The following is a 21709-nucleotide window of genomic DNA, read 5'->3' on the forward strand; positions in this document are numbered from 1 at the left end:
AGCGAAAAACAGTTGTCTCATTCAAAAGCGCAGTATTTGAAAGTAAATTGCGGCAGATGAAAAATGGTCTTCGATTGATATAGTCGAAGACCGAAATGGGCAAATAATTTCAATTTATATTTGCTCACTGTGCTCAAAATTATCTGCCCAATGAAAATATTCATTCCAACTGCTTCAAACCTTTATTGGCGGCAAAGTCTTTCCTGTTTCGAGAAAGCTCTTTAATCTTTAAGTTGCTTAGAACAGCCGGCCATCCGTTATTATATCCCTCAAATGTATCGTTATCGTCCACAAAATCCGTCTCCAATAGATTTTCGTGCTTGAGTGTTAACTTTACGCTCGACTCCAAAGGCTGAAGCTCAAAAGTAACTCTTGTGGGACTTTCACGAGGTGTGTCATCTCCCACATATGTCCAAGTAAAGGAAAGCAGGCGTGGATGTTCACACGTTAACACCTTGCCATAGTCACTAATTTTTCCATTTCGATAGTAATTAACGTCCGCCCCTTCCTTCCATTCAGATTCGACGCGAGTGCCGAAAAAGTATTTTTGGGTAAAACCACCATCAGTCAGGGCTTCCCAAAGTTTCTCTGGTGTGGTTGCGATATACGTCACATAAACAAATTTTGGTTTCGTCATTTATCCCTCCCTATCCTCCTCAAGACTTTTTTTCAATTCACTCAGACGTTCTATACGATGTTGTTCATATTTGCTGATCCATCGTTGATAAATCTCGCTTATGGGTGCGGCATTAAGGTAATGAAGCTTTTCTCGCCCGTGCCGGATGACGACAACAAGATTTGCCTCTTCCAACATAGCGAGATGCTTTGTTACTGCTTGCCGGGACATATCAAGGCCCTGACATAACTCTTTTAATGATTGCCCGTTATTCTTGTACAGCTGGTCAAGCAATTGTCTGCGACTCGGGTCGGCAAGCGCCTTAAAAATATTATCTATCCGTCCCTCCTCCCTTCTTTTGTGAATATTATATGCAACCAAATAGTTGCCTTTCAAACGATGTTATTATGACTTTTTCATTTTCTCTTATTTTGGGGAATTATATTAGGTACACAAAGGCGCGGAACAGGAAAAAGTACAAGGAAAGGTACAAAGGGCAAAAGAATGCGGAAAGGAATATATTACTCCTTCCCGCGTTCTGAAAATTCAAAGAGCCTGGAATGATGCCACACGGTTTGATGAGGGGGTAGCCTTAAGAATGGTTATCCTACTCTATTTATACACAGTTCTACTCTGCATACTTATAAACATCCGGTCTCAGGTTTTCGAATATTGGGATGTTTTGTTGTTGCTCTGCAACTTTCTGTATATCAATTTCTGCTGTTATGATTGCTTCTTGGTTGCCCGCCTCTTCTACAATGTTTCCGTTTGGATCGATGACAATTGAATGTCCCGCGTATGTGTTGCCGACATGATTTTCATTATTCACGTCGCCCACGCTGTTACATGCAATGACATAGACGCAATTTTCTATGGCTCTTGCTTTCAATAGTGTTCTCCAATGGTTCACGTTTTTCGTAGTCCACTGTGCAACATAGAATATGATTTTTGCGCCTTGAGACGTTGGGTATCGTGTAATTTCTGGAAAACGTAAGTCGTAACATATAATTTGACTCGCTTTGATATCGTTAATTTCAAAGACTTCTGGAACTTCATCTCCACCTGTTAAATATTGATGTTCATTTAACATCGGTACGAGATGTATTTTATCTTTTTGATAGAGTAGCTCCCCCGTTTTTGATACCGCAAAGGCTGTATTATAAATGTTGTCATCCCGTTTATTTGAAACTGAACCTGCAATAATACCCACGTGATGTTTGGTTGCTAAACTTTGGATAAAAGGAAGAGATCTTGTTAAATCGATATCTGCTTTTTCTGCTAAATGTTGTAACTCATAACCGTTATTCCACATTTCAGGTATCACAACAATCTCAGTATCTGCTTCGAGCTTTTCTTCAAATAAGGCTTTAATACGTCTTTCGTTTTGCTCAACTTCTCCTTCTATAATCTCAATTTGAAATAATTGTATTTTCATTTTACTACCTCCTATTCATATTTAAATTTATAAATAGCATATAACTCATCGTTGTATTTAACATCTTCGCCATGTGATGAAGATATAATAGAAGGTTTAATTTCATCTATAACTCTCCCGCTATTAATATTTTCATCCATATCAACTGTGAACTTTTGAATCGGTGGGTGTAAGGCTTCAGCATGAGAAATGAATAAGTCTCCAGTTAGCAACACATTGTCACCTTTATGATGGTATATTACATGTCCCGGAGCATGACCGGGTGTTAAATATATGTCTAGGGGTAACGTTTTAATGATATTGTCACTTAAACCTTCAACTTGATTTTCGACACCTGTTGTTTCCTTTTCTAATTTGTTTGGATAAGGCTTTTCACCATTGATAAACGGAATTTCGATTTCGTGCGAGTAAATAGGAATGTTTAATTCATCTCGTAAATACTTGGCTCCATTAATGTGATCCAGATGACCATGTGTCAGTAAGATACTTTTGGGAACACCTAAAGATTTTGCTGCCTTCAACTGCATACGTGCATAGTCTTCCATTCCGGTATCTATGATATAAACATCCTCACCATCCACCACGTACCAAGTATTGATTTTGACAGGAATGCCAACAACGGTTTCAAAAGTGAGTCTATAAACATGTTCAGAGATTTGAACAAATTCCAATTCATACACCTTCTTTTCATTTATTTGATATCATAAGTTTAATAAGAAAAAAAAGGTATAAAAAGAAGGCACAATTTTGTTACTACCTATTGAGGTGAGAATATGTCAGACTTTAAAAGCGGTCAATATGGTACTTGTACATTAACTGTGAAGCACGCTTGTCCAATTGAATTAACGATGCATATTATTGGTGGTAAATGGAAAGGTATCATTTTATTTTTATTGTCACAATCACCAATGTATTACAATGCAATGCGCCGTGAAATACCAGGTATTACCCAACGCATTCTTACACTACAACTTAGAGACCTCGAGAATGATGGTATCATTGAAAGAGAAGAAACAAACGATAATCCTAAGAAAGTTTTATATTATTTAACAGCTCTTGGAGAAGACTTTGTCCCAATACTTAAATCCATAGAGACATGGGGCAATGCTTATATGAGTAAGCAAAAGAAGAATTAAAAAAGGTGGGGCTCAATGAAAGTCATCTTGATTGACTTTCATTGAGCCCCTTTTTTTGCGCAAAATAAAGAATAAAATCACGCAATATAAATACATGACGAATCCTCCATTAACTTTTGTGTGTCCACGCATTAATCCAGCACGTTCTAGAGCTGTACCGGCTTTTGTTAAGATATGGCTCGTAATGAGGATGTCCATAGTGAATCCCGTCCATCACCTACCCTAACATGCGTTTCTTCTCTGCATACGGCTCTGAAAGGATACAATTGCTGATAATGATCGACTTCAATATTGGATAAGGAAACATGCTACGAACGGTCTTGCCATTGATGGGCATGTGGCCCTACCCCTTATTATCGAAAACGAAGTGTTCATGTTGACCTTACATTAGTGTCATAGTTTAGAATTTGGTTTGAATTACTTTTAAAAAAACAACATGAAATTTAAGGAGGCAACCATATAGAACACATCATCCATACCGCCGAGCAGCATGGCATTGATGTTAGCGTTTTGAGTGCTGTTATGGCCGTTGCAAAGCGGGCAATTAATGAAGGCTATGGAAACGATAACTTTTCGCGCCTGACTGAATTGTTGAGAAAACAGTCTTAGAGAAGTGATCTCTAAAACATCAAGAGGAATATGTTTTTTCCTCGCCTTCTTAATATAAAAATGGAGAGGTCCCAGTACTTATATAAGACTGGGATCTTTTGTTATATCATTGTTCCTGCAGGTGAACTCTTTATCGATCTTCGTTTATCCGTCATTTTTGTGATTTGTTTTTCTAGGCGATTCGTTACTACTTTCAATGCATAAATTTGTCTGTTGTATTGATCTAGCTTCTCTTGATAAATCTCCAGCATTTCTTCGCAAAATTCATATTCCTCAGGACCGTTGTCCTCGCATTCCAATATTTCTTCGATTTGCTCAGTTGTTAGACCTAAACCTAAATAGAGTTGGATGATTCGAATTCGTTTAATGGCAGATTCATCGAACTCCCGATAGCCATTTTCAAGCCTAGCTGCTGTAATTAATTTTTTCTTCTCATAATGCCTAATGGAGCGGGTGCTGGCACCGGTTATTTTAGAAAGTTGACTTATTTTCACAAAAGTGTCCTCCTTTTTTGGATTACAAATCCAATATTAAGGGATAACATTATGTCAAAGTCAACAAAATGCTCTTAATAAAAAAAAGACAGGAATACTCCTGCCTTTCAAACCTTAATCAATCATGAAAATTCGTGCCGTCTGTCGTTTCTGTTACAACACCTGCGCGGATGACAAAGTCACCGAAGTGTTCGCCTTCCTCTCGTTCTTTTGCGTAACGAGGAAGAAGCTCGCCCAATTCATTTAATATTTCTTCTTCTCCGATGTTTTCCCGGTACATTTTGCTTAGTCGGCTGCCGTCAAAGGCTGCGCCAAGATACATGTTGTATTTGCCGGGCGCTTTGCCGATAAAGCCGATTTCTCCGAGCGCATGTCGAGCACATCCGTTCGGACAGCCTGTCATGCGGATCGTAATTTCTTCGTTCCGAAGTCCGCTTTCATCTACAATGGCATCAATCTTATCAAGCAGAGCCGGCAAGTAGCGTTCTGCTTCCGCCATTGCCAATCCGCATGTCGGAAGCGAAACACACGCCAGTGAGCTGCGGCGGAGTGCAGAATATTGCTTGCCTTCTGTTAAACCATATTGTTCGATCAATTCATTAATCTTTTTCTTTTTCTTGCTTGATACATCGGCAATGACCAAGTTTTGATTAGCTGTCAGACGGAAATCACCGGAATGAATTTTGGCGATTTCACGCAAGCCGGTCATGAGCTTGTAGTCATCAAGATCTGTGATGCGGCCACCTTCGACAAACAGCGTAAAATGCCATCTACCTTTCATCCCTTTCACCCAGCCATAACGATCACCGTTATGATCGAAATGATACGGTTTCGCTTCTTCAAGGCTCCAGCCGAGGCGGCTTTCCAGTTCTTCCTTGACCGTTTCCAGACCAAGACGGTCAACGGTGTACTTGAACCGGGCATTTTTACGAACGGAACGATTACCATAGTCTCGCTGAATCGTAATGACTTTTTCTGACACATCATAAACTTGCTCCGGCTTACAGAAGCCAATAACCTTGGCGAGCTGCGGATATGTCGCTTTGTCACCGTGAGTCATACCCATACCGCCACCGATCGCCACGTTAAATCCGATAAGTTTGCCATCTTCAACGATTGCGATGAATCCTAAATCCTGCGAATAAACATCAATATCGTTGGAAGGCGGAACGGCGATGCCGATTTTAAACTTCCGCGGCAAATACAGCGGTCCGTACATTGGTTCGACTTCTTCCACGTCCGGCGTACCGGCTACTTTTTCTTCATCCAGCCATATTTCATGATACGCTCTCGTACGCGGCAATAATTGATCACTCAATAGCTTTGATGCTTCAAATACTTCGGAATGGACCTCAGACTGATATGGATTCGGGTTGCACATGACGTTCCGGTTCACGTCGCCGCATGCCGCAATCGTATCTAAAAGAGACGCATGAATTTCCTGAATCGTTTTTTTCATATTCCATTTTAAAATACCGTGCATTTGAAACGCCTGTCGTGTTGTCAGCTTTAATGTGCCGTTGCCGAATTTTTGGGCAAGCTCGTCCATGACAAGCCATTGCTCAGGTGTCGCTACTCCGCCCGGTGTACGGACGCGAAGCATGAATTGATAAGCTGGTTCAAGCTTTTGCTTTTGCCGCTCATTGCGGAGATCCCGGTCATCCTGCAAGTAGCTGCCGTGATGTTTCATGAGACGGTTGTCGTCATCAGAAATTCCGGCACTGATCCGATCGAGCATAGATTCTTTCAGCGTCCCCCGTAAATAGTCGCTTTCTTCTTTTATGCGTTCCACATCGCTCGGAGAGCCGTCCGGTGCTTTTAAAATTTTGTTCGCCATGTTGTTAAACTCCTTTCAATCCGAAATCAATATACATCACGCTGATAACGTTTATTCTGTTGCAAATCGGCAAGATAATCTGCAGCTTTTTCAGGGCTCATGCCACCTTCTTTTTCGATAATCGCAAGTAACGTATTGTGGACGTCATGTGCCATGTTTTTCTCATCACCGCAAATATAAACAGCAGCTCCTTCTTGAAGCCATTCGAACAATTCTTTGCTGTGTTCAAGCATGCGGTTCTGCACATATACTTTTTCTTCAGTGTCACGTGAAAACGCGACATCCATTTTAGTAACCACACCGTCTTTCAGCCATTTTTGCCATTCGGTCTGGTAAAGGAAATCCGTCACGAAATGCTGGTCTCCGAAAAACAGCCATGATTTTCCTTCTGCTCCCATTTCCTCACGCTCCTGCATAAATGCGCGGAACGGAGCAATGCCTGTTCCAGGTCCAACCATGATGATCGGCGTATCCGGATTGTTTGGCAATTTAAAGTTTTGATTATGCTGGATGTAAACCGGAAGCGTGTCTCCAGGCTGCAGTCGCTCCGCACATAAAATGGAGCAAACCCCATTTCTCTCACGGCCGTGTGTTTCGTATCGTACTGCACCGATCGTTAAATGCACTTCATCCGGATTGGCCGCTAAGCTGCTCGCAATCGAATAAAGGCGGGCTGGCATTTTTCGGAGAATAGCGATAAACTCTTGCGCAGGAACACCCCGCGGACCAAAGTCACGGATTAAATCAAGTAAATCGCGCCCTTCAGTATATGCTTTTACTTGATCTTCATTTCCTGGAGATAAAAGCTCTTTTAATTTCTCATTTGCAGATAATTTTGCTGCCTGCTCAAGAAGCGGTTTCGTTAAAACGGTAATTTCAAAATGGGAGATAAGCGCTTCTTTAAGCGGACGGACGTCTCCCTGTTTATTAATGGTTACAATTTCTTCCGGATCCCATTTCGTTTCCTCCAGAAGCAAATCGACTAGAGCCGGATCGTTTTCCGGATAAACACCGAGGCTGTCACCCGGTTCAAATGTGAGACCGGACCCTTCAAGCGATAGCTCTAGGTGGCGCGTTTCTTTATTCGAGCCGCGACCATTTAAATTTAAATTTTCTAACACTTCCGCTTTAAAAGGATTTGTTCTGTTATATTCGGAATCACCTGCTTGAGGAGCCGCTGCCGGAGCAGGTGCAGCAGTTGCACCCTCCGATTCACTTAAGCCGCCAATGACGCCGTCAAGCCATTCTGCTGCCGGATCATCATAGTCAAGGTCACAATCAACGCGCGGATAAAGCCGTGTACCTCCGAGATCTTCCAGCCGCTGATCGAATTCCTTCCCTGTCTGGCAGAAAAACTCATACGAGCTGTCTCCAAGCGACAAAACAGAAAAACGAAGGTCGTCCAGCTTTGGCGCCCTTCTACCATGAAGAAATTCATGAAATGACAGCGCGTTATCCGGAGGATCGCCCTCTCCATGTGTACTCGCGACAATAAGCAGGTTCTGGATTTTCTTTAAATTATTCGGTTTAAAATCGCTCATGGACGACACAGTTACTTGAAATCCGCGATCCTCAAGTTTCTTGCCGGTATTCTCTGCTAATCCTTGAGCATTTCCCGTTTGTGATCCGTAAAGAACGGTCACTTCTTTCGATATTGTTTGCACAGTACTTTCAGCAAGTGGTTCTGTAGCTGGTGCCGGTCTTTCTGCTGTTCCCGGAACGGATGCAGACTGAGATGCAGCCAAATAACCGCTCAGCCAAACTTTTTGTGATTCTGTCAAGGTCGGCAGAAGACGATTTAGGAGCTCTGCCTGCTCCTGATTAAACGGACTGTTCATTACCTGAAGTTGCAACAATTTCCACCTCACAAAGGAATATAAACTTATCGTACATCATTTTAAATATGATTGCTGGTCCTTTCACTTTTCAGCTATTTTTAATCGTAGCTTCACTATTCCAATGAGTCAAGTATGTTTTGATGGTATTAATGATAAGAAAGCGCTTAATAACAACTTATTTTAAAAATCTTTTATTTTATATAAAAGTAAACAAAAACGTTTTTGAGTCATTGGTTGATTCGGTTTAATATTAACATAAAAGCTGACTCAGCTTCTTTCATATTATGAAAATATTTTGTTCATACAAAAATGGTGATGATAATACCATATAGCTTGAGTATGTTTTAAAAATTTTCTTTAGAAACTCTCCTGATAGATTCAAATTGTTTTTAAGTCAGCAATTTCAGCGTACGGGGGATATTCTCAATGAGATCTGTGGACAAAACATCGAAATGTGTGTGTTCTTGTTCAATTAGTACATCAGCAGACTTACCATGGACAAATACAGCATTGCTTATTGCGGACTGAACGTGAGTTTGCTGCATGATAAACGCAAGAATCATGCCGCTTAAAGCATCTCCGGTACCTCCTTTTGCAAGGGCCGAATTTCCGGTAGTGTTGACAAATTGTTCGCCACCTGGAGTCGTTACAATGGTAAAAGGCCCTTTTAAAACCAAATAAATCCCATACTCTTGGGCAAACAGTCTTGATATTGAAAATCGATCTTGTTCAACCTCTTTTATAGACTTATCGATTAAACGCGCCATTTCCCCTGGATGAGGTGTTAAGATGGTCGGGTGTTTTCGATTTTTTAAAAGAGGCAGCATGTCCTTCAAATGATATAGGGCATCAGCATCTATAACAACCGGTAATTCCTTAGTAATGACTTCTTCTACAATTAGTTTCCCGCCTTTTGTTCGACCGATTCCGGGTCCTACTGCAACCGCATCCAGATTTTCATACTCAACTGATAAATTACCTTTAAAATAACCATCCTCTGATGGACTTGGAAGATACACTGCTTCTAAAAAATGGGCGGCTGCAATGGGGTGAATTTCTTCAGGTATGGCAGCCGTGATGAGTCCTGCTCCACATCTTAATGCAGCTTTGGCCGCTAACATGATTGCTCCAGTCATTCGGGATCCGCCAATGACCATCCCCTTCCCGTTGGACCCTTTATGTGAATTTGGAGATCTGGATGGAAGGTGTTTTTTTACAAGCTTTTCTGTCCAGATCATCCTATTGTGTGAACAATGTTTGGCTGCTATCGGTGGAATGCCGATATCAGCAACGATTGTTTCTCCATAGTAGGAAGCACAGGGATATATGAAAGTCCCGCTTTTCGGCAAATGAATCGTAATCGTTAGATCAGCTCTAACGGCTCGGTCCACATCGCCGCCGTCCGCAGGAATACCGCTTGGAACGTCTATCGAAAAAATTTCTGCTGATTTGCAGGTATTGATCTTGTCTATGATTTCTTTGTAAGGAGAACGCAGCTCCCCTTTTACGCCTATCCCCAGTAAACAATCGATTATTACGTCGTAAGTCGATAACAAGTTGAAAAAATGTTCTTCGTTTTTTAAGAAATATCGAGCTTCGTAACCTGAATTTTTATATACCTCTAAGGCGTGTTTAGCTGCCCCTTTTATTTTTTCAGGCGGAGGAACGATCCAAAGATCTACTTGAAAGTCGAAGCTTTTTAATATTCTGGCAATCACAAATCCGTCGCCACCGTTGTTTCCAGCCCCTGCAAGAATAACAATTTTTTGATTTGGGTCGGTTCTCTCCATAATAAGTCTCGCAATAGACTGCCCGGCATTTTCCATTAACGTTTCCCCGCTAATACCAATCTGATTGGTGGTATACGAATCAATGCAATACATTTCATCGGCAGAAACAATTCGCATAAAATAACCTCCTCTACTCGTCCTCTTTCGTATATATAATTTTACAATAAAAAAACAGTTCATCCGTCAGAATAAACTGTTTTTTTGCTGGCATCTTAAAATTCTGGCAGCGAATCTAAATTGTTTTCACTAATTCCATCAGGCTCACTGCGCAAAATATCCCGGCCATATTTGTGAAAAACATCGACATGCGCCAATTTACCGGCTTTTGCTTCAGATAGTGCTTCTATATAATCCAATTCACGCCCGGACTCTGTTTGAAATGCTATCAAATCACCATCATCGTTTTTGCGAACAGCAACTATTTTTTCTAGATTTGGATTGCTTGTACTTTCATATTTCTCGGTCATTTCATTTTCATTTGCTTGATTCCGGTACTGCTCATAAGCTTGCTCAAATCGGTCCATATGATCACCTCATTATTTGTATCTCCCGAGGACCCAATTTTTATGCATCTTATCTTATTTCATATAAAAGGTACTTGTTTCTCATAAAAATATTATGTAAATTAACTTGTGGTACATATTCATTTGTAAAATTTATGATTTAATTTTTGCATATACACACGTGTCTCTTAGCGCTTTCCCGTCAACTGAGAGATCATGATTCCTGAGAATTCCTTCTAGTTGATAGTTCAATCGTTCGGCAACAGCCCTGCTCTTTTTGTTCTTCGCATCACACCTTATCTCCACTCGTTTGGCACGAAGCTCTTGAAAAGCAAATTTTGTAATCCCTTCTGCTGCTTCTGTTACATACCCATTGCCGCTAAAACGGCTATCGATCCAATATCCGATTTCAAATTTTGGTATATCCCATTGAATATGATGAAGACCCGAAGAACATACAAGCTGTCCCGTATCCTTATGAAAAGCAAGAAGTCTCAAGTCTTCCCGTTTTAAAAACTGAACATGAGCATTACGAATATTAGCCTCGACTTCTTGTTCGCTCGATCCTTCCTGAGCAAACGGCATCCATGGTTTTAACTCCTTAATCGAGGCCTGGATCGCATCAAATACGGCTTTTCCGTCTCCTGGTTTCGGCATTCTTATCAATAAACGTTCCGTTTCAAACTCGTCAGGAAATTCAATAAGTATAGGGTTCATCCACATTGCTCCTTTATATAATTAGCAGAAGGCTGCCTTCTAAATGTTATATTACCAGATTCTGTTTTGATCATCATATTTTTCTAGTGAAAACTCTTCATGCAACCCATACTTCGATGAAAATTGAAATATTAATATTCTAAAATAAGATAGAACTAATAAATGAAAGGAGAAAAAAGTTGAATAAAATAGATCAGAATTCAAGCACAGAAATAATTAAACCCAAAATTCTATATTACGGAACTCCAGTGATTTTACTAAATACAATGAATGAGGATGGTTCGGTAAATATCAGCCCCATGTCATCATCATGGGCATTAGGGGATTGTATTGTATTAGGAATCGGACTTGGCGGGAAAGCGATTGAAAACTTAGAAAGAAATTCCGAATGTGTAATTAATGTCCCGAATCCTTCATTATGGGAGAATGTTGAACAATTAGCCCCTTATACAGGAAAAAATCCAGTTCCTGTTTATAAAAAAAAGAACGGATTTACATATGAAAAGGATAAGTATGCTATTAGTCATTTAACTCCTGTTGAGTCTAAAGAAGTAAAACCAACCAGAATCAAGGAGTGTCCTTTACAAATCGAAGCAATAGTGAAAAACATTCGAATTCCTGATCATACACCTGATTTTGCAATTGTTGAGACACAAGCTGTTCATGTACATGCTCATAAGGAAATTATTATAGGAGACAATCATATTGACCCAAATAAATGGAGTCCGCTCATTTATAATTTTCGCCATTATTTCGGGCTCGGTAATCAGCTTGGTAAAACCTTTCGATCTGAACTATAAATTATATTATGTAAGAGTCCGGTTTTTTAGAGCATGAAAGAACATTGGTCGTATGATTGATATAAGGTTCATACGACCGATCTTGAATTTCCACTACATCATCTTCACTTGCTTGATCATGCCGAGTAGCTTGTCATTCTTTTAAGCTTCTTCAAGTATGTTTTTTATTTTTTTCAAATCATTTTTATTTGCTTTTTTCATCATCCACGACATAAACGGAGCAAAGAGCTTTGAAAAACCCGTCGGATTCCCTTTATTCCGTAAAGTCATTCGTGTTACATCCTCGTCAATTGCTTCCCATGTGTAAGTAGTCTCCATCGGAAATGGTCCGTTAGCAGTTTTCATGATAAGTATTTGACCTGGTGAAAATTCAGTAATTTCGTACACATAGGCAAGTTCTCTTCCTAAGAAATTTGCTTTGAATGCAATACGTGAACCAATCGTCAACGGTTTTTGTGTTTGCCATTCCGCTGAATGGATATTTATATACCATTTAGGAGCATTATCAGGATTTGCTGCATACTCTGAAACCGTGTTAAGTGAGCAGCGAATCTTAATTTCCGTCATCACATCTACCACTGCAAATGACCCTCCGATTGTATTAGCAAATAGGGAATATTAATAGTTATAACTGTAATTCTAATTTTTTTGTGTCTCCGTAAGCCAACCGATTAGTTTTTAATAAAGTGCCAAGAAGACGATTCCACCCTTCTCAATTAAGCGTTACGTATACGACCTAGACACCGCACCCTATTTGCATCCTTTCAAACTATTTGATCGTTGTCTCCTCATATGCTTGTTTTAGCTCTTTGATATCTAATTTATCCATTTGGAGCATGGCGTTCATGACATTTCTCGATTTTTCAGCATCTTCACCGTGTAACAATTCCTCTAACTCGGAAGGGATAACCTGCCAAGATACCCCGTATTTATCTTTCAGCCAGCCGCACATTTGTGTTTCACCGCCCTCTGAGAGCTTTTCCCACAATTCGTCTATTTCTTGCTGGGTCTCACAGCTTACAAAGAACGATACCGCTTCTGAAAAATGAAATTTGGGGCCGCCGTTTAAAGCCATGAACTCTTGTCCGTCCAGCTGGAATGTCCCAGTCATCAGCGCTCCCTCCTTCCCTGGTCCTTCTTTGCCATAGCGATGCAAGCTTACAATTTTAGAATTTTTAAAAATCGAAGTATAAAAATTGATTGCCTCTTCAGCGTTATCATTGAACCACAAAAACGGTGTAATTTGTTGCATATCGCTTTCCTCCTTCAGATCGTTTATACCAGTACTATCTTCTTCCTTTCAAAGAATGATTCCTTCTGCATTTAATTATTTGTTAAGCGTAACTGTCATTTAAATCCTGGTACGAGAAAGGCTCCTCTCCATCCTCATTTTTGTTTTACGATATTTTTAAGTCTTTCATATCAATTGCATATTGCATGTTTGCCAGCTCTTATCATCTTTTATAAATGCTCTGGCTAAGAGACCAGGTCATCTATTAAAAACTGGCTTATTACATAAAGTCGTTTTAATGTTCAGTCACCCACTCAACAAACGTTTTTGCAGGTTTCCCTGTCACTTGCTCTACAGTTGGCAAAACCGAGTAACCGACTTCAGGCGGATTTTTTCCCATTTGGATGAAGAATTCGATATCTCCCTCTTCATACCTGTGGTCCCGTAAGAAAATAGCTTTTTCCATGATGACCATCTTTAATCAAAGTTTCAACCGCGACAGCAGCTATGTCTGCTTCATGCACTCTGGCACTAAGGACATCACCAAACGGCTCACGAACAACACCCTCCGAACGAATAGATTCTAGCCAATCTGCAAGTACGTTTGCCATGAATTCTACAGGCTTTAGTAATGTCCATTCCATGCCGCTGTCTTTAAGGACTTGTTCAATAGGGTTCCCTTCATAGTCCATCAATACCGTAACTCGTTTAACGCGAGCTTTACCTGCAAGTTCTATGACTTTAGGATTTGTTTGCAAAGGGCTAGCCGCATTATCACTTGACAAGATTAAATATAATGCAGTAATTCCCTGAAAAGGAGCTTGAAGCGATTCTGGAACAGTCAGATCTCCTTCTACGACCTCTACCCTTTTAGGCAAATTGGCTTTAGCTGGGTTGCGCGACACGGCTCTTATCTTTTCCCCTTTATTAACGAGCTGATCTACGACGTGTCTTCCTACCGTTCCTGTAGCACCAGTTACCAAAATTGTCATTCTTCATCCTCCTATGATTCGTATGAACTTCCCGACCAAGCATTCTATCAAAAATAGATATTTCGAATCTCTTTCATTTTTATAATTAAATCTTGCTTCAACTCATCGGGAGAAATAATTTTCACTTTTGTTCCATAGCTTAAAATGGCAGAGATCGCATAATCTCTTGAATAGAAAGTCGTTTGTACGTCAATAAAATCCCCATGATGTGTAAATTCCCCTGGAAATTGCTCAAATACTTGAGGCTGTGCGGTTAAATCAAAACGGAGATAAACCTTTATTCCTTTTTCTTGTTGATGAACCGGATGTTTCAATTCTGCTCTCGGATTGAAAATCTCTTCTGTCACTTCAAGATTGATGATCCTTGAAACACGAAAGTAACGCTTGTCTTTCCGTAATAAGCAATATCCCTCCAAGTACCAAATTCCCTGTTCCCATAAAAGATTCAACGGTTCTATTTTCCTTTCTGAGACTTGACCAGAGGCATTAATATAGGTAAATGCCATCCTTTTCGATTGATCAATCGCATGCAATAAGGGAAGAATAATCTCTTTCTCTTCTTCTGAAGCGCTCATATCAAATACAATTTTCTCCTGACGTCCTTTATGCAGCAAAGCAGGCTGTAAAGTGCCAATCTTATTGACTAACGATGTGAATTTTGTGCCGCCGACGGCGCCCTCCATCCCCTTTAAGAGATTGTAGATCACTGAAAAGTCATCGACAGAGAAGTGTTGCTTTGTTAAGAAGAACCCGCTCATTAGCTCAAAACCACCTTCAGTTCCAGTGAAAGAAGCTACAGGGATGCCAGATTGGTTAAACAATTCAATATCACGATAGATTGTTCGAATAGAGACTTCGAACCTAGAAGCCAGTTCAGTTGCCGTCACCCTCTTTTTCGTCATCAATTCCATCGTAATAACGAGCAGACGATCTAGTTTCATCTTTCACACTCCTTGTCAACAGACTTTCCCATTTCTCTTATTCTTTATGGAATCACACTGTTCAATTATCCATCTCCTTTCATTCTGTGGATAATTGAAGAATAACTCATCAATCCTGACATCTAGTTTGTCAGGATTATAAATCTTTTAAAAATTTTTTTAGATGATAAAACAGTTACTTTATAAAATAAACGGTCGGTTTGAGTCCTTTATAATGATTAAATACGACGATATACGTGAATTCCCTTTTAGAGTAATATGCCGTACATTCGAGGCGCCTAAAAGTAGTTTCATCTCTTGTCGGTGAATATCTTGAAAGCTTCTCTAGTTTCTCCCATAAATCTTTACCTCGTTCTAATCTAGTTCCTTTGCTTAAACTAAACACAAAAAACCCGCAAGAGAGTCACTTTTTTCAAAGTGTCCACCTTACGGGTTACAGTTTTAGTATTTGGATCTTAATCAAAAAATTTTGTCTCATTCTATCCTCTACATCATCTGTGATGATCTACAAGAATGGTATTACCATCAGGATCTTCAATTGTAAAACTTGCAGGACCTTCTCTTGTTTCATCTGCTTCTGACAACATTTTAATTCCTTTAGCTTTAAGCTGCTTTTGAAGATCTCGAATGTCTGTGAATGAATCAAGATTTTCTGCATTTTCATTCCAACCTGGATTAAACGTCAGAATGTTCTTTTCAAACATTCCCTGAAATAAACCAATGACGGTACTTTCATTCTTCATTATAAGCCAAATTTTGCGTAATATCTCCACCTAAGGTTTGGAATCCTAGATTTTCGTAAAAAGATTTTGACTTATTAATGTCTTTTACACTTAAACTTATAGAGAATGCGCCTAGTTTCATGTTTCCTCCTCGTAAAAAATAAATAATTTAGGAATTTTTTTGCATGAGTTAATTGTACATGATTATTTTGAAGAACACATCTCAGCTTATCGAAATTTATATAAGGTAAAACCAATCCTTACTACGGAAATGCGCCTTTAATGAAATAAAAATAGAAACATAGATGCAAATAAGCTTATTAAACTCATTAACAATAACGAGTTTACGATTTCTTCACTTTTTTCTCTTCCCCATAACGAGGACTAATCTAAGTGAAAAGTAATTACTTTTCGATTTATTAAAATTTCCTTGAAACCTATTTCGTATGATAGGGATATACTTCTTCTGTATTAGGTCCTTACTGGTTTTGCGGTTTCATAAATAATGCTCTCTCTGATCTCATTCACTCAAATTTAACTTGCCAATTTTGTTACACTCTAACGCAAACCATACGGATCCATCATTCCCAAATGCAATACCATGCGGCTCTGCATTTTCTGTTTGAATTGGATATTCATGAATCGTTTGATCACTCGTAATCCTGCCAATTTTATTTGCTCCCCATTCAGTGAACCATATTTCACAATCTTTTCCCTTGGTGATAGCATGTGGACGTGAGTTCGGAGTTGGAATATCATATTCGCTAATTTCTCCAGAAGTAGTGATACGACCTATTTTGTTGCCCGCAATTTCGACAAACCAGAGTGCACCATCGTTACCACTAGTAATACCCACTGGCCCTGCTTCTTGTGTAGGAAGAGGGTATTCCGTTAACTCTCCAGTATCAGTCATTCTTCCAATAGCATTATTTTGGTTTTCTGTGAACCATAGTGCGTTATCCGAACCTAAAGTAATAAAAGAAGGAAACGAACCCTTATTTGGCAGATCATATTCATGGATAGCACCTTCAGTGGTCAATTTGCCTATACGATTCCCACTTATTTGGGTGAACCATATATCACCATTTAAGCCTTCAGTTATTCCGTAAGGAGCAGAATCCGACTGTGGTAGTGGGTATTCTGTAAAAATACCTGTTGTTGTAAGCTTTCCTATTTTATTAGCACCATTTTCTGTAAACCATATGTCGCCCCTGGAAGATACAGTTAAACACATAACTTTAGCATCAGGAGTAGGAACTATAAAATCTTTTATCTCACCACTCTGATTTATACAGCTGATTTTGTTTGCTTTATGTTGTGTAAACCATACCTTTCCGTCTTGTGTTGAAGCTATACCGTACGGACCTGAGTCGGGAATTGATAAATTAAACTCTCTTAAATCAAATTTCATTTATTATCCCTCCAATCAATAATTTTTGAACGTCCTATAAAGCAGATAAGGTCTGCAGATGGATTTGTCGATAATCAATCTTTTCCCCCTTAACGTTAAAAACTTTAAGGACTATAAAAATAAAATCCATATATTACTAATTATCAATAAAAAAATGAGCAGTAAGATTACGTAGAGAACGTTAACTACTACCCATTATTATCGTCTATATAATATGTTTAAGATGAAATTTCCGCCCTTACTCTTCCATTAATTGATATTTCTTTAAAATATCCAATGTAATGTTTTTAGCGTCTGTACTTGTTCCGTCAATATTCGTAACAAAACTATATGCCCGATTGTCCTTTTCTATAAAACCGACATACCAGCCTAAGCCAGACCCTTGTCCTGTTTTTCCGTAAAGGGTATAGTCATCCCCTTCAGCCTGGATCATTATCCGTTTAACTGTTTTTATCACATTCTTATCGAAAGGAAGGTTCTCTTTATACAGTGTTCCCATAAAATCTGCTTGTTCGATTGGAGATATTTTAAGTGAGCTGCTTAACCAAAACTGGTCAATTCCTCCGCTAATATCTTGGTTCCCATAAGAAATTTTTTGAACCCACTCCTCCATTCGGTCCTCTCCAATGTCACGGGCCATCGCTTGATAATACCAAACGACAGAGTACCTCATGGCAGACCCAAGCGTATGATCCTGGTTCCATATCGGAATTTCCCGTTCCTCACCATCCCAATATTTAATGTCATATTCATCTTTTACAGCACCTACCTGCAATCCAATAAGTGCATTAGGAACTTTAAACGTTGATTGCGGTGCAAACCTTTGATTGGCTCGTTCATTATTATAGATAAATGTTCTGTTATTTTTCATCTCTCGCAGTATGAACGTTCCGTCATGATCAGAAAAAAATTCATCGACCTCGAGCTTTTTTACATTCAGGTTGTCCTTGGCAGCGTTAGCTTCACTTGGTGACTGCACATATGTAATGAGAACAGCTGCACAAATAAGAACTAAAAGTACTGCCAGATTCTTTAGTTTCTTCATTTTGAATTCACCTCACAAATGTAATTACAGCCTCATTCTATCAGCTTCATCATCAAATAAACATGGGAAATGTTCATGATATTTACAAGGAATTATTTTTGATATTAACAGATTAAGCTATTATTAATTTATCCGAATTTTTTAGATCAAAATAAAAATCCTCGACAAAATTCTGATAGGTGAAATCTAATGCGAGTACATGTCTAGTGAATTTTTCGAAATTCGAAGGCAATATTTCACCCGTTTTTGAACCATACTACTTAAGAGGTGAAAAATATGTACAGACTGTTATCTCATACTGATTTGGACGGGGTGGGATGCGGAATTTTAGCAAAGCTTGCTTTCGGCAAAAAGGTCAAAGTGCGCTACAATTCCATTTCCGGGCTCAATCATGAAGTTGAAAGGTTTCTTGAAGCCGGGGAAAAAAACACGTTTTTGCTGATTACCGATCTATCTGTTAATCAAGAAAATGAACGCCAACTTGATCGATTTTATCAAAAAGGCGGGAAAGTCCAGTTGATCGACCATCACCAAACTGCCCTCCATTTTAATGAGCATGAATGGGGATATGTCTCGGTTGAAGATGAATCCGGACGCCTTAATTCCGCGACTTCACTATTCTACGAGTATCTCATCAAGCATGAATATTTAGAGCCTTCAAATGCTGTAAGTGAATTTGTCGAGCTTGTCCGGCAATATGACACCTGGGAGTGGGAAAAAAACGACAATCAGGAAGCCTTGAGGCTAAATTCTCTCTTCTTTTTAGTTTCCATTGATGAATTCGAAGAGATGATGGTCAGTCGTTTAGCAACAAACGATCATTTTTTCTTTGACGAGTTTGAAGAAAGAATCCTTGATATGGAAGAAAACAAAATTGAACGATATATCCGCAGGAAAAGACGGGAATTGGTTCAGACACCATTAGGAGAATACTTTGCCGGTGTCGTCTATGCAGAATCAAACACCTCAGAACTTGGAAATGAATTGGGGAAAGACTACCCGCATCTGGATTATATTGCGATTATCAATATCGGCGGGAAACGTATGAGTTTCAGAACCATTCATGATCATGTCGACGTATCTCAGGTAGCTGGCCAGTTCGGAGGGGGCGGACACGCAAAAGCTTCGGGATCCCTTTTAACAGATGAAGCTTACCAACAATACGTGATTGAAACATTTCATCTTGAGCCCTTGCGGGAAGATGCGAAAAGAAATAAACACAATCTCAAAAAATCTTCTTTTGGATCTTTATATGAAAATCGAATGGAAGAAACCTTTCTCCTCTATCCCGTAAATGAAAACGAATGGGCGATTGAACATAATGAAGTGAAGATGGAAGAAATCTTCGAAACATTTGAAGCAGCAGAAAGCTCCTTAAAAAGAAATTTTGAAGCATGGCTTGTAAAAGATGATATATTTGTCAGCTATTTGATGGACGTTGTTCGTAAAACTAAAGGAAAAGGCTGAACGATTTGTCTGGAGTGAATATAAAAAACGCTATTCTTTTATGTCATACTGAAGAAAGAATAGCGTATGTATTAATCCTTAAGCTTTTGTAAAATTGAGGTCCCAAATAACTCCGTAAGGATCCTTTACCTTTCCATATTTCGCTCCCCAAAAAGTATCCTGCAATTCCATTAACGCAGTACCGCGCTCAGTGAATCGATCGTACAAATTTTGAATTTCCTCTTCGCTTTCAATTTCAAGCGCCAATGAAATGTTACTTCCGAACTCAACCTCGCTGCCTGGAAACGAATCAGAAGCCATAAGAAATAAATTGCCTTTTTTAAATTGAGCATGAATAATCTTTTCATCAGCTTCTGGAGGAGTAGGATAATCCGCTTCACCATACGTTTGAAGCTCAATAATTTCTCCTTCAAAAATCTCCTTATAATACTCCAAAGCTTCTCTGGCATTTCCATTAAACAATAAATATGGCGTGGCTTGCTGCTTCATTTTGAACACTCCTTAAAAATTAGTGTACATGATGAGCAAGGAAACGAAAATGACCATTATGCCTGTCTTTAGAATAGCATCTAAGAGGATAATTGTCCCATCTGAACTAGAAAGAATATTGACTAACTCCCCATTAAAAATCAGTCACTTTCCCCTTTTCATTTAGAACTGATTTCATCTTGTTAGTAAATTTATTATAAGCGAATATACGTTCGGTTCGCAATAAAAATGTTTCTTTTGAAGCACGATATTTTTCTCAATACTAAATACTTTTCAGAAATAATAAGTAGGACTATAATATTAGAAGGGATATCAAAAGGCTGATGCAGAGTCTTGGAATTGGAGAGTGAAGTTGTGAAGCGGTTTATTATATTATTAATGGTTGTGTTTATCGGCTATATTTCAAAGCCGTTATGGGAAGAGCCAGTTCAACAATTCGTTCCTTCGTCTTTAAGGGATTCCATCAGTTCTACTGTCGATTCTGTAAAAGAAAATCCAGAGATCAATTATGCGATTGATACTTTAAATCAGCAATTAAATTCTATATTTACGCAGCTTAATAATGAACCTTCAGAATCAAACGATTCGAAAGTTGATCCGCCAAAATTAACAGCACCTAAAGATCAAATGTTTTCGATTCATAATGTTGAATTAGGCGAATCAAAAGCTGAGGTAGAAAAGAAAATTGGCAAACCGAAACGGACTACTGAAAATGAATATGGAGTCAGCTGGGCAGCCTATCATGAAAACTACCAAAATTTTATCATGGTTGCTTATGATGAGAAAAATAATGTTCGCGGCCTTTATTCAAATCAAGATTTGATAGCCTCTTCAACGGGAATTAAACTAGGGAGTTCGAAGCAATCGGTTCAGGAGAAGCTCGGTAATCCTGAATCGATCATGAGGAAAGGTTTGTTTAACTATAAAATAGATCAAAATGGAGAGTATGAGGTTTTCAAGCTTGATCACAGCTATGCCACAATCTTTTATGATAAGCATGAAAACAATACGGTTACTGCGGTTCAGATCATCGATCAAGATTTGGAACAAAATAAAAATGAACTTTATACTGAATCAAGCCAACAACTAAAAGAAGGCTTTGAATATCAGCTGTTTGATTTAACAAATGCTTCAAGAGTGAATCACGACCTGCCTATTTTAAAATGGGATGATCTTGTGAGGGAAACCGCTCGGGATCACAGCTTGGACATGGCGGAAAATCAATACTTCGATCATACAAATTTACAAGGCCAATCTCCTTTCGATCGGATGAAGGAAGATAATATTCGCTATGTTACGGCTGGTGAAAATCTGGCATACGGGCAGTTCAGCAGCATTTTTGCCCACGAAGGACTGATGAATTCTTTAGGGCACAGAAAAAACATCCTCCGGGAAAATTATGAATTTTTAGGTGTCGGTGTGGCGTTTAATAACGAATCACAGCCTTATTATACGGAAAATTTCTATAGTGATTCTCCGTCTCTATAAATGATAGATGACATAAAATATGAAAGACAATTGCTTCATGAGCCGTAAGGAACGATAGGCACTTTGTGGTTAGCGCGTGACGAAGTTGGTCCATCGCTATTGGACCCTGCCATGAAGCTGCAAGACCTCGTTTTCGCTGAGCTTTGTG

The 21709-nt window shown here is 39.1% G+C and carries 23 protein-coding genes and 1 pseudogene; 5 read left to right on the forward strand and 19 right to left on the reverse strand.

Features of this window, described 5'->3' with window-relative positions; translation table 11 throughout:
* Positions 1-160: 160 nt before the first annotated feature.
* The 4 genes from AM592_RS06140 to AM592_RS06155 form a co-directional block, all read right to left on the reverse strand.
* On the reverse strand, positions 161-637 hold the full coding sequence (locus AM592_RS06140; protein ID WP_082363788.1) for an SRPBCC family protein: 477 nt from the start codon (positions 635-637) through the stop codon (positions 161-163).
* On the reverse strand, positions 638-997 hold the full coding sequence (locus AM592_RS06145) for an ArsR/SmtB family transcription factor (protein ID WP_211086049.1): 360 nt from the start codon (positions 995-997) through the stop codon (positions 638-640).
* 247 nt (positions 998-1244) lie between these two features.
* Positions 1245-2051 carry a carbon-nitrogen family hydrolase gene (locus AM592_RS06150; RefSeq protein WP_053602972.1) on the reverse strand — a complete coding sequence of 269 codons (807 nt, stop codon included), beginning with the start codon at positions 2049-2051 and terminating at the stop codon, positions 1245-1247.
* 11 nt (positions 2052-2062) lie between these two features.
* Positions 2063-2722, reverse strand: coding sequence for an MBL fold metallo-hydrolase (locus AM592_RS06155; protein ID WP_053602973.1), 660 nt, complete (start codon positions 2720-2722; stop codon positions 2063-2065).
* Between the two features lie 102 nt (positions 2723-2824).
* Here AM592_RS06155 and AM592_RS06160 point away from each other — a divergent pair, with 102 nt between their 5' ends.
* Together AM592_RS06160 and AM592_RS25320 are read left to right on the forward strand one after the other, a co-directional pair.
* Positions 2825-3187, forward strand: a complete 363-nt coding sequence (locus tag AM592_RS06160) for a winged helix-turn-helix transcriptional regulator (RefSeq protein WP_053602974.1) — start codon at positions 2825-2827, stop codon at positions 3185-3187.
* 459 nt (positions 3188-3646) lie between these two features.
* The gene (locus tag AM592_RS25320) at positions 3647-3796 is read left to right on the forward strand and encodes an imine reductase family protein (RefSeq protein ID WP_327816255.1); all 150 of its coding nucleotides are present in this window, start codon (positions 3647-3649) and stop codon (positions 3794-3796) included.
* 101 nt (positions 3797-3897) lie between these two features.
* Here the strand turns inward: AM592_RS25320 and AM592_RS06170 are convergent, their stop codons facing one another.
* From AM592_RS06170 to AM592_RS06195, 6 genes are all read right to left on the reverse strand, one after another.
* Entirely contained in the window at positions 3898-4290 is a 393-nt protein-coding gene (locus AM592_RS06170) for a MerR family transcriptional regulator (protein WP_053602976.1), read from the reverse strand.
* A 118-nt stretch (positions 4291-4408) separates the two neighbouring features.
* Positions 4409-6127, reverse strand: coding sequence for an assimilatory sulfite reductase (NADPH) hemoprotein subunit (cysI, locus tag AM592_RS06175; RefSeq protein WP_053602977.1), 1719 nt, complete (start codon positions 6125-6127; stop codon positions 4409-4411).
* A gap of 26 nt (positions 6128-6153) precedes the next feature.
* Complete coding sequence (locus tag AM592_RS06180; RefSeq protein ID WP_053602978.1) at positions 6154-7980, reverse strand: assimilatory sulfite reductase (NADPH) flavoprotein subunit; 1827 nt, start codon at positions 7978-7980, stop codon at positions 6154-6156.
* Positions 7981-8354: 374 nt separating this feature from the next.
* Positions 8355-9872 carry a bifunctional ADP-dependent NAD(P)H-hydrate dehydratase/NAD(P)H-hydrate epimerase gene (locus AM592_RS06185; protein ID WP_053602979.1) on the reverse strand — a complete coding sequence of 506 codons (1518 nt, stop codon included), beginning with the start codon at positions 9870-9872 and terminating at the stop codon, positions 8355-8357.
* A gap of 95 nt (positions 9873-9967) precedes the next feature.
* Positions 9968-10279, reverse strand: a complete 312-nt coding sequence (locus tag AM592_RS06190; RefSeq protein ID WP_053602980.1) for a DUF3892 domain-containing protein — start codon at positions 10277-10279, stop codon at positions 9968-9970.
* A gap of 132 nt (positions 10280-10411) precedes the next feature.
* Positions 10412-10975 carry a GNAT family N-acetyltransferase gene (locus AM592_RS06195; protein ID WP_053602981.1) on the reverse strand — a complete coding sequence of 188 codons (564 nt, stop codon included), beginning with the start codon at positions 10973-10975 and terminating at the stop codon, positions 10412-10414.
* A 188-nt stretch (positions 10976-11163) separates the two neighbouring features.
* Here AM592_RS06195 and AM592_RS06200 point away from each other — a divergent pair, with 188 nt between their 5' ends.
* A complete protein-coding gene (locus AM592_RS06200) occupies positions 11164-11775 on the forward strand; it encodes a flavin reductase family protein (RefSeq protein ID WP_376773348.1) in 612 nt (203 codons plus the stop codon).
* Between the two features lie 141 nt (positions 11776-11916).
* Here the strand turns inward: AM592_RS06200 and AM592_RS06205 are convergent, their stop codons facing one another.
* The 8 genes and pseudogenes from AM592_RS06205 to blaOXA form a co-directional block, all read right to left on the reverse strand.
* Positions 11917-12354, reverse strand: a complete 438-nt coding sequence (locus AM592_RS06205; RefSeq protein WP_053602983.1) for an SRPBCC family protein — start codon at positions 12352-12354, stop codon at positions 11917-11919.
* Positions 12355-12544: 190 nt separating this feature from the next.
* The gene (locus AM592_RS06210) at positions 12545-13027 is read right to left on the reverse strand and encodes a VOC family protein (RefSeq protein WP_053602984.1); all 483 of its coding nucleotides are present in this window, start codon (positions 13025-13027) and stop codon (positions 12545-12547) included.
* Between the two features lie 274 nt (positions 13028-13301).
* A complete protein-coding gene (locus AM592_RS25105) occupies positions 13302-13472 on the reverse strand; it encodes a hypothetical protein (protein ID WP_312883766.1) in 171 nt (56 codons plus the stop codon).
* A complete protein-coding gene (locus AM592_RS06215) occupies positions 13435-13998 on the reverse strand; it encodes an SDR family oxidoreductase (RefSeq protein ID WP_312883767.1) in 564 nt (187 codons plus the stop codon). Before AM592_RS06215 ends, AM592_RS25105 begins: the two co-directional genes overlap by 38 nt.
* A 47-nt stretch (positions 13999-14045) precedes the next feature.
* Entirely contained in the window at positions 14046-14939 is an 894-nt protein-coding gene (locus tag AM592_RS06220; RefSeq protein ID WP_053602985.1) for a helix-turn-helix transcriptional regulator, read from the reverse strand.
* Between the two features lie 491 nt (positions 14940-15430).
* Positions 15431-15803: pseudogene (locus tag AM592_RS06225) on the reverse strand (VOC family protein).
* 378 nt (positions 15804-16181) lie between these two features.
* Positions 16182-17072: a Vgb family protein gene (locus AM592_RS06230; RefSeq protein ID WP_053602986.1), complete on the reverse strand. Its 891-nt coding sequence runs from the start codon at positions 17070-17072 to the stop codon at positions 16182-16184.
* 238 nt (positions 17073-17310) lie between these two features.
* Complete coding sequence (gene blaOXA / locus AM592_RS06235) at positions 17311-18117, reverse strand: class D beta-lactamase (RefSeq protein WP_053602987.1); 807 nt, start codon at positions 18115-18117, stop codon at positions 17311-17313.
* 276 nt (positions 18118-18393) lie between these two features.
* On the opposite strand from blaOXA, the gene AM592_RS06240 reads away from it, so the two are divergent.
* Complete coding sequence (locus tag AM592_RS06240) at positions 18394-19584, forward strand: DHH family phosphoesterase (protein ID WP_053602988.1); 1191 nt, start codon at positions 18394-18396, stop codon at positions 19582-19584.
* A gap of 78 nt (positions 19585-19662) precedes the next feature.
* Here the strand turns inward: AM592_RS06240 and AM592_RS06245 are convergent, their stop codons facing one another.
* A complete protein-coding gene (locus AM592_RS06245) occupies positions 19663-20073 on the reverse strand; it encodes a VOC family protein (RefSeq protein ID WP_053602989.1) in 411 nt (136 codons plus the stop codon).
* Positions 20074-20427: 354 nt separating this feature from the next.
* Here AM592_RS06245 and AM592_RS06250 point away from each other — a divergent pair, with 354 nt between their 5' ends.
* Positions 20428-21561: a CAP domain-containing protein gene (locus AM592_RS06250; protein ID WP_225970334.1), complete on the forward strand. Its 1134-nt coding sequence runs from the start codon at positions 20428-20430 to the stop codon at positions 21559-21561.
* The last annotated feature ends 148 nt before the right edge of the window (positions 21562-21709 follow it).

This window comes from Bacillus gobiensis (assembly GCF_001278705.1).
GTDB classification, from domain to species: Bacteria; Bacillota; Bacilli; order Bacillales; family Bacillaceae; genus Bacillus; species Bacillus gobiensis.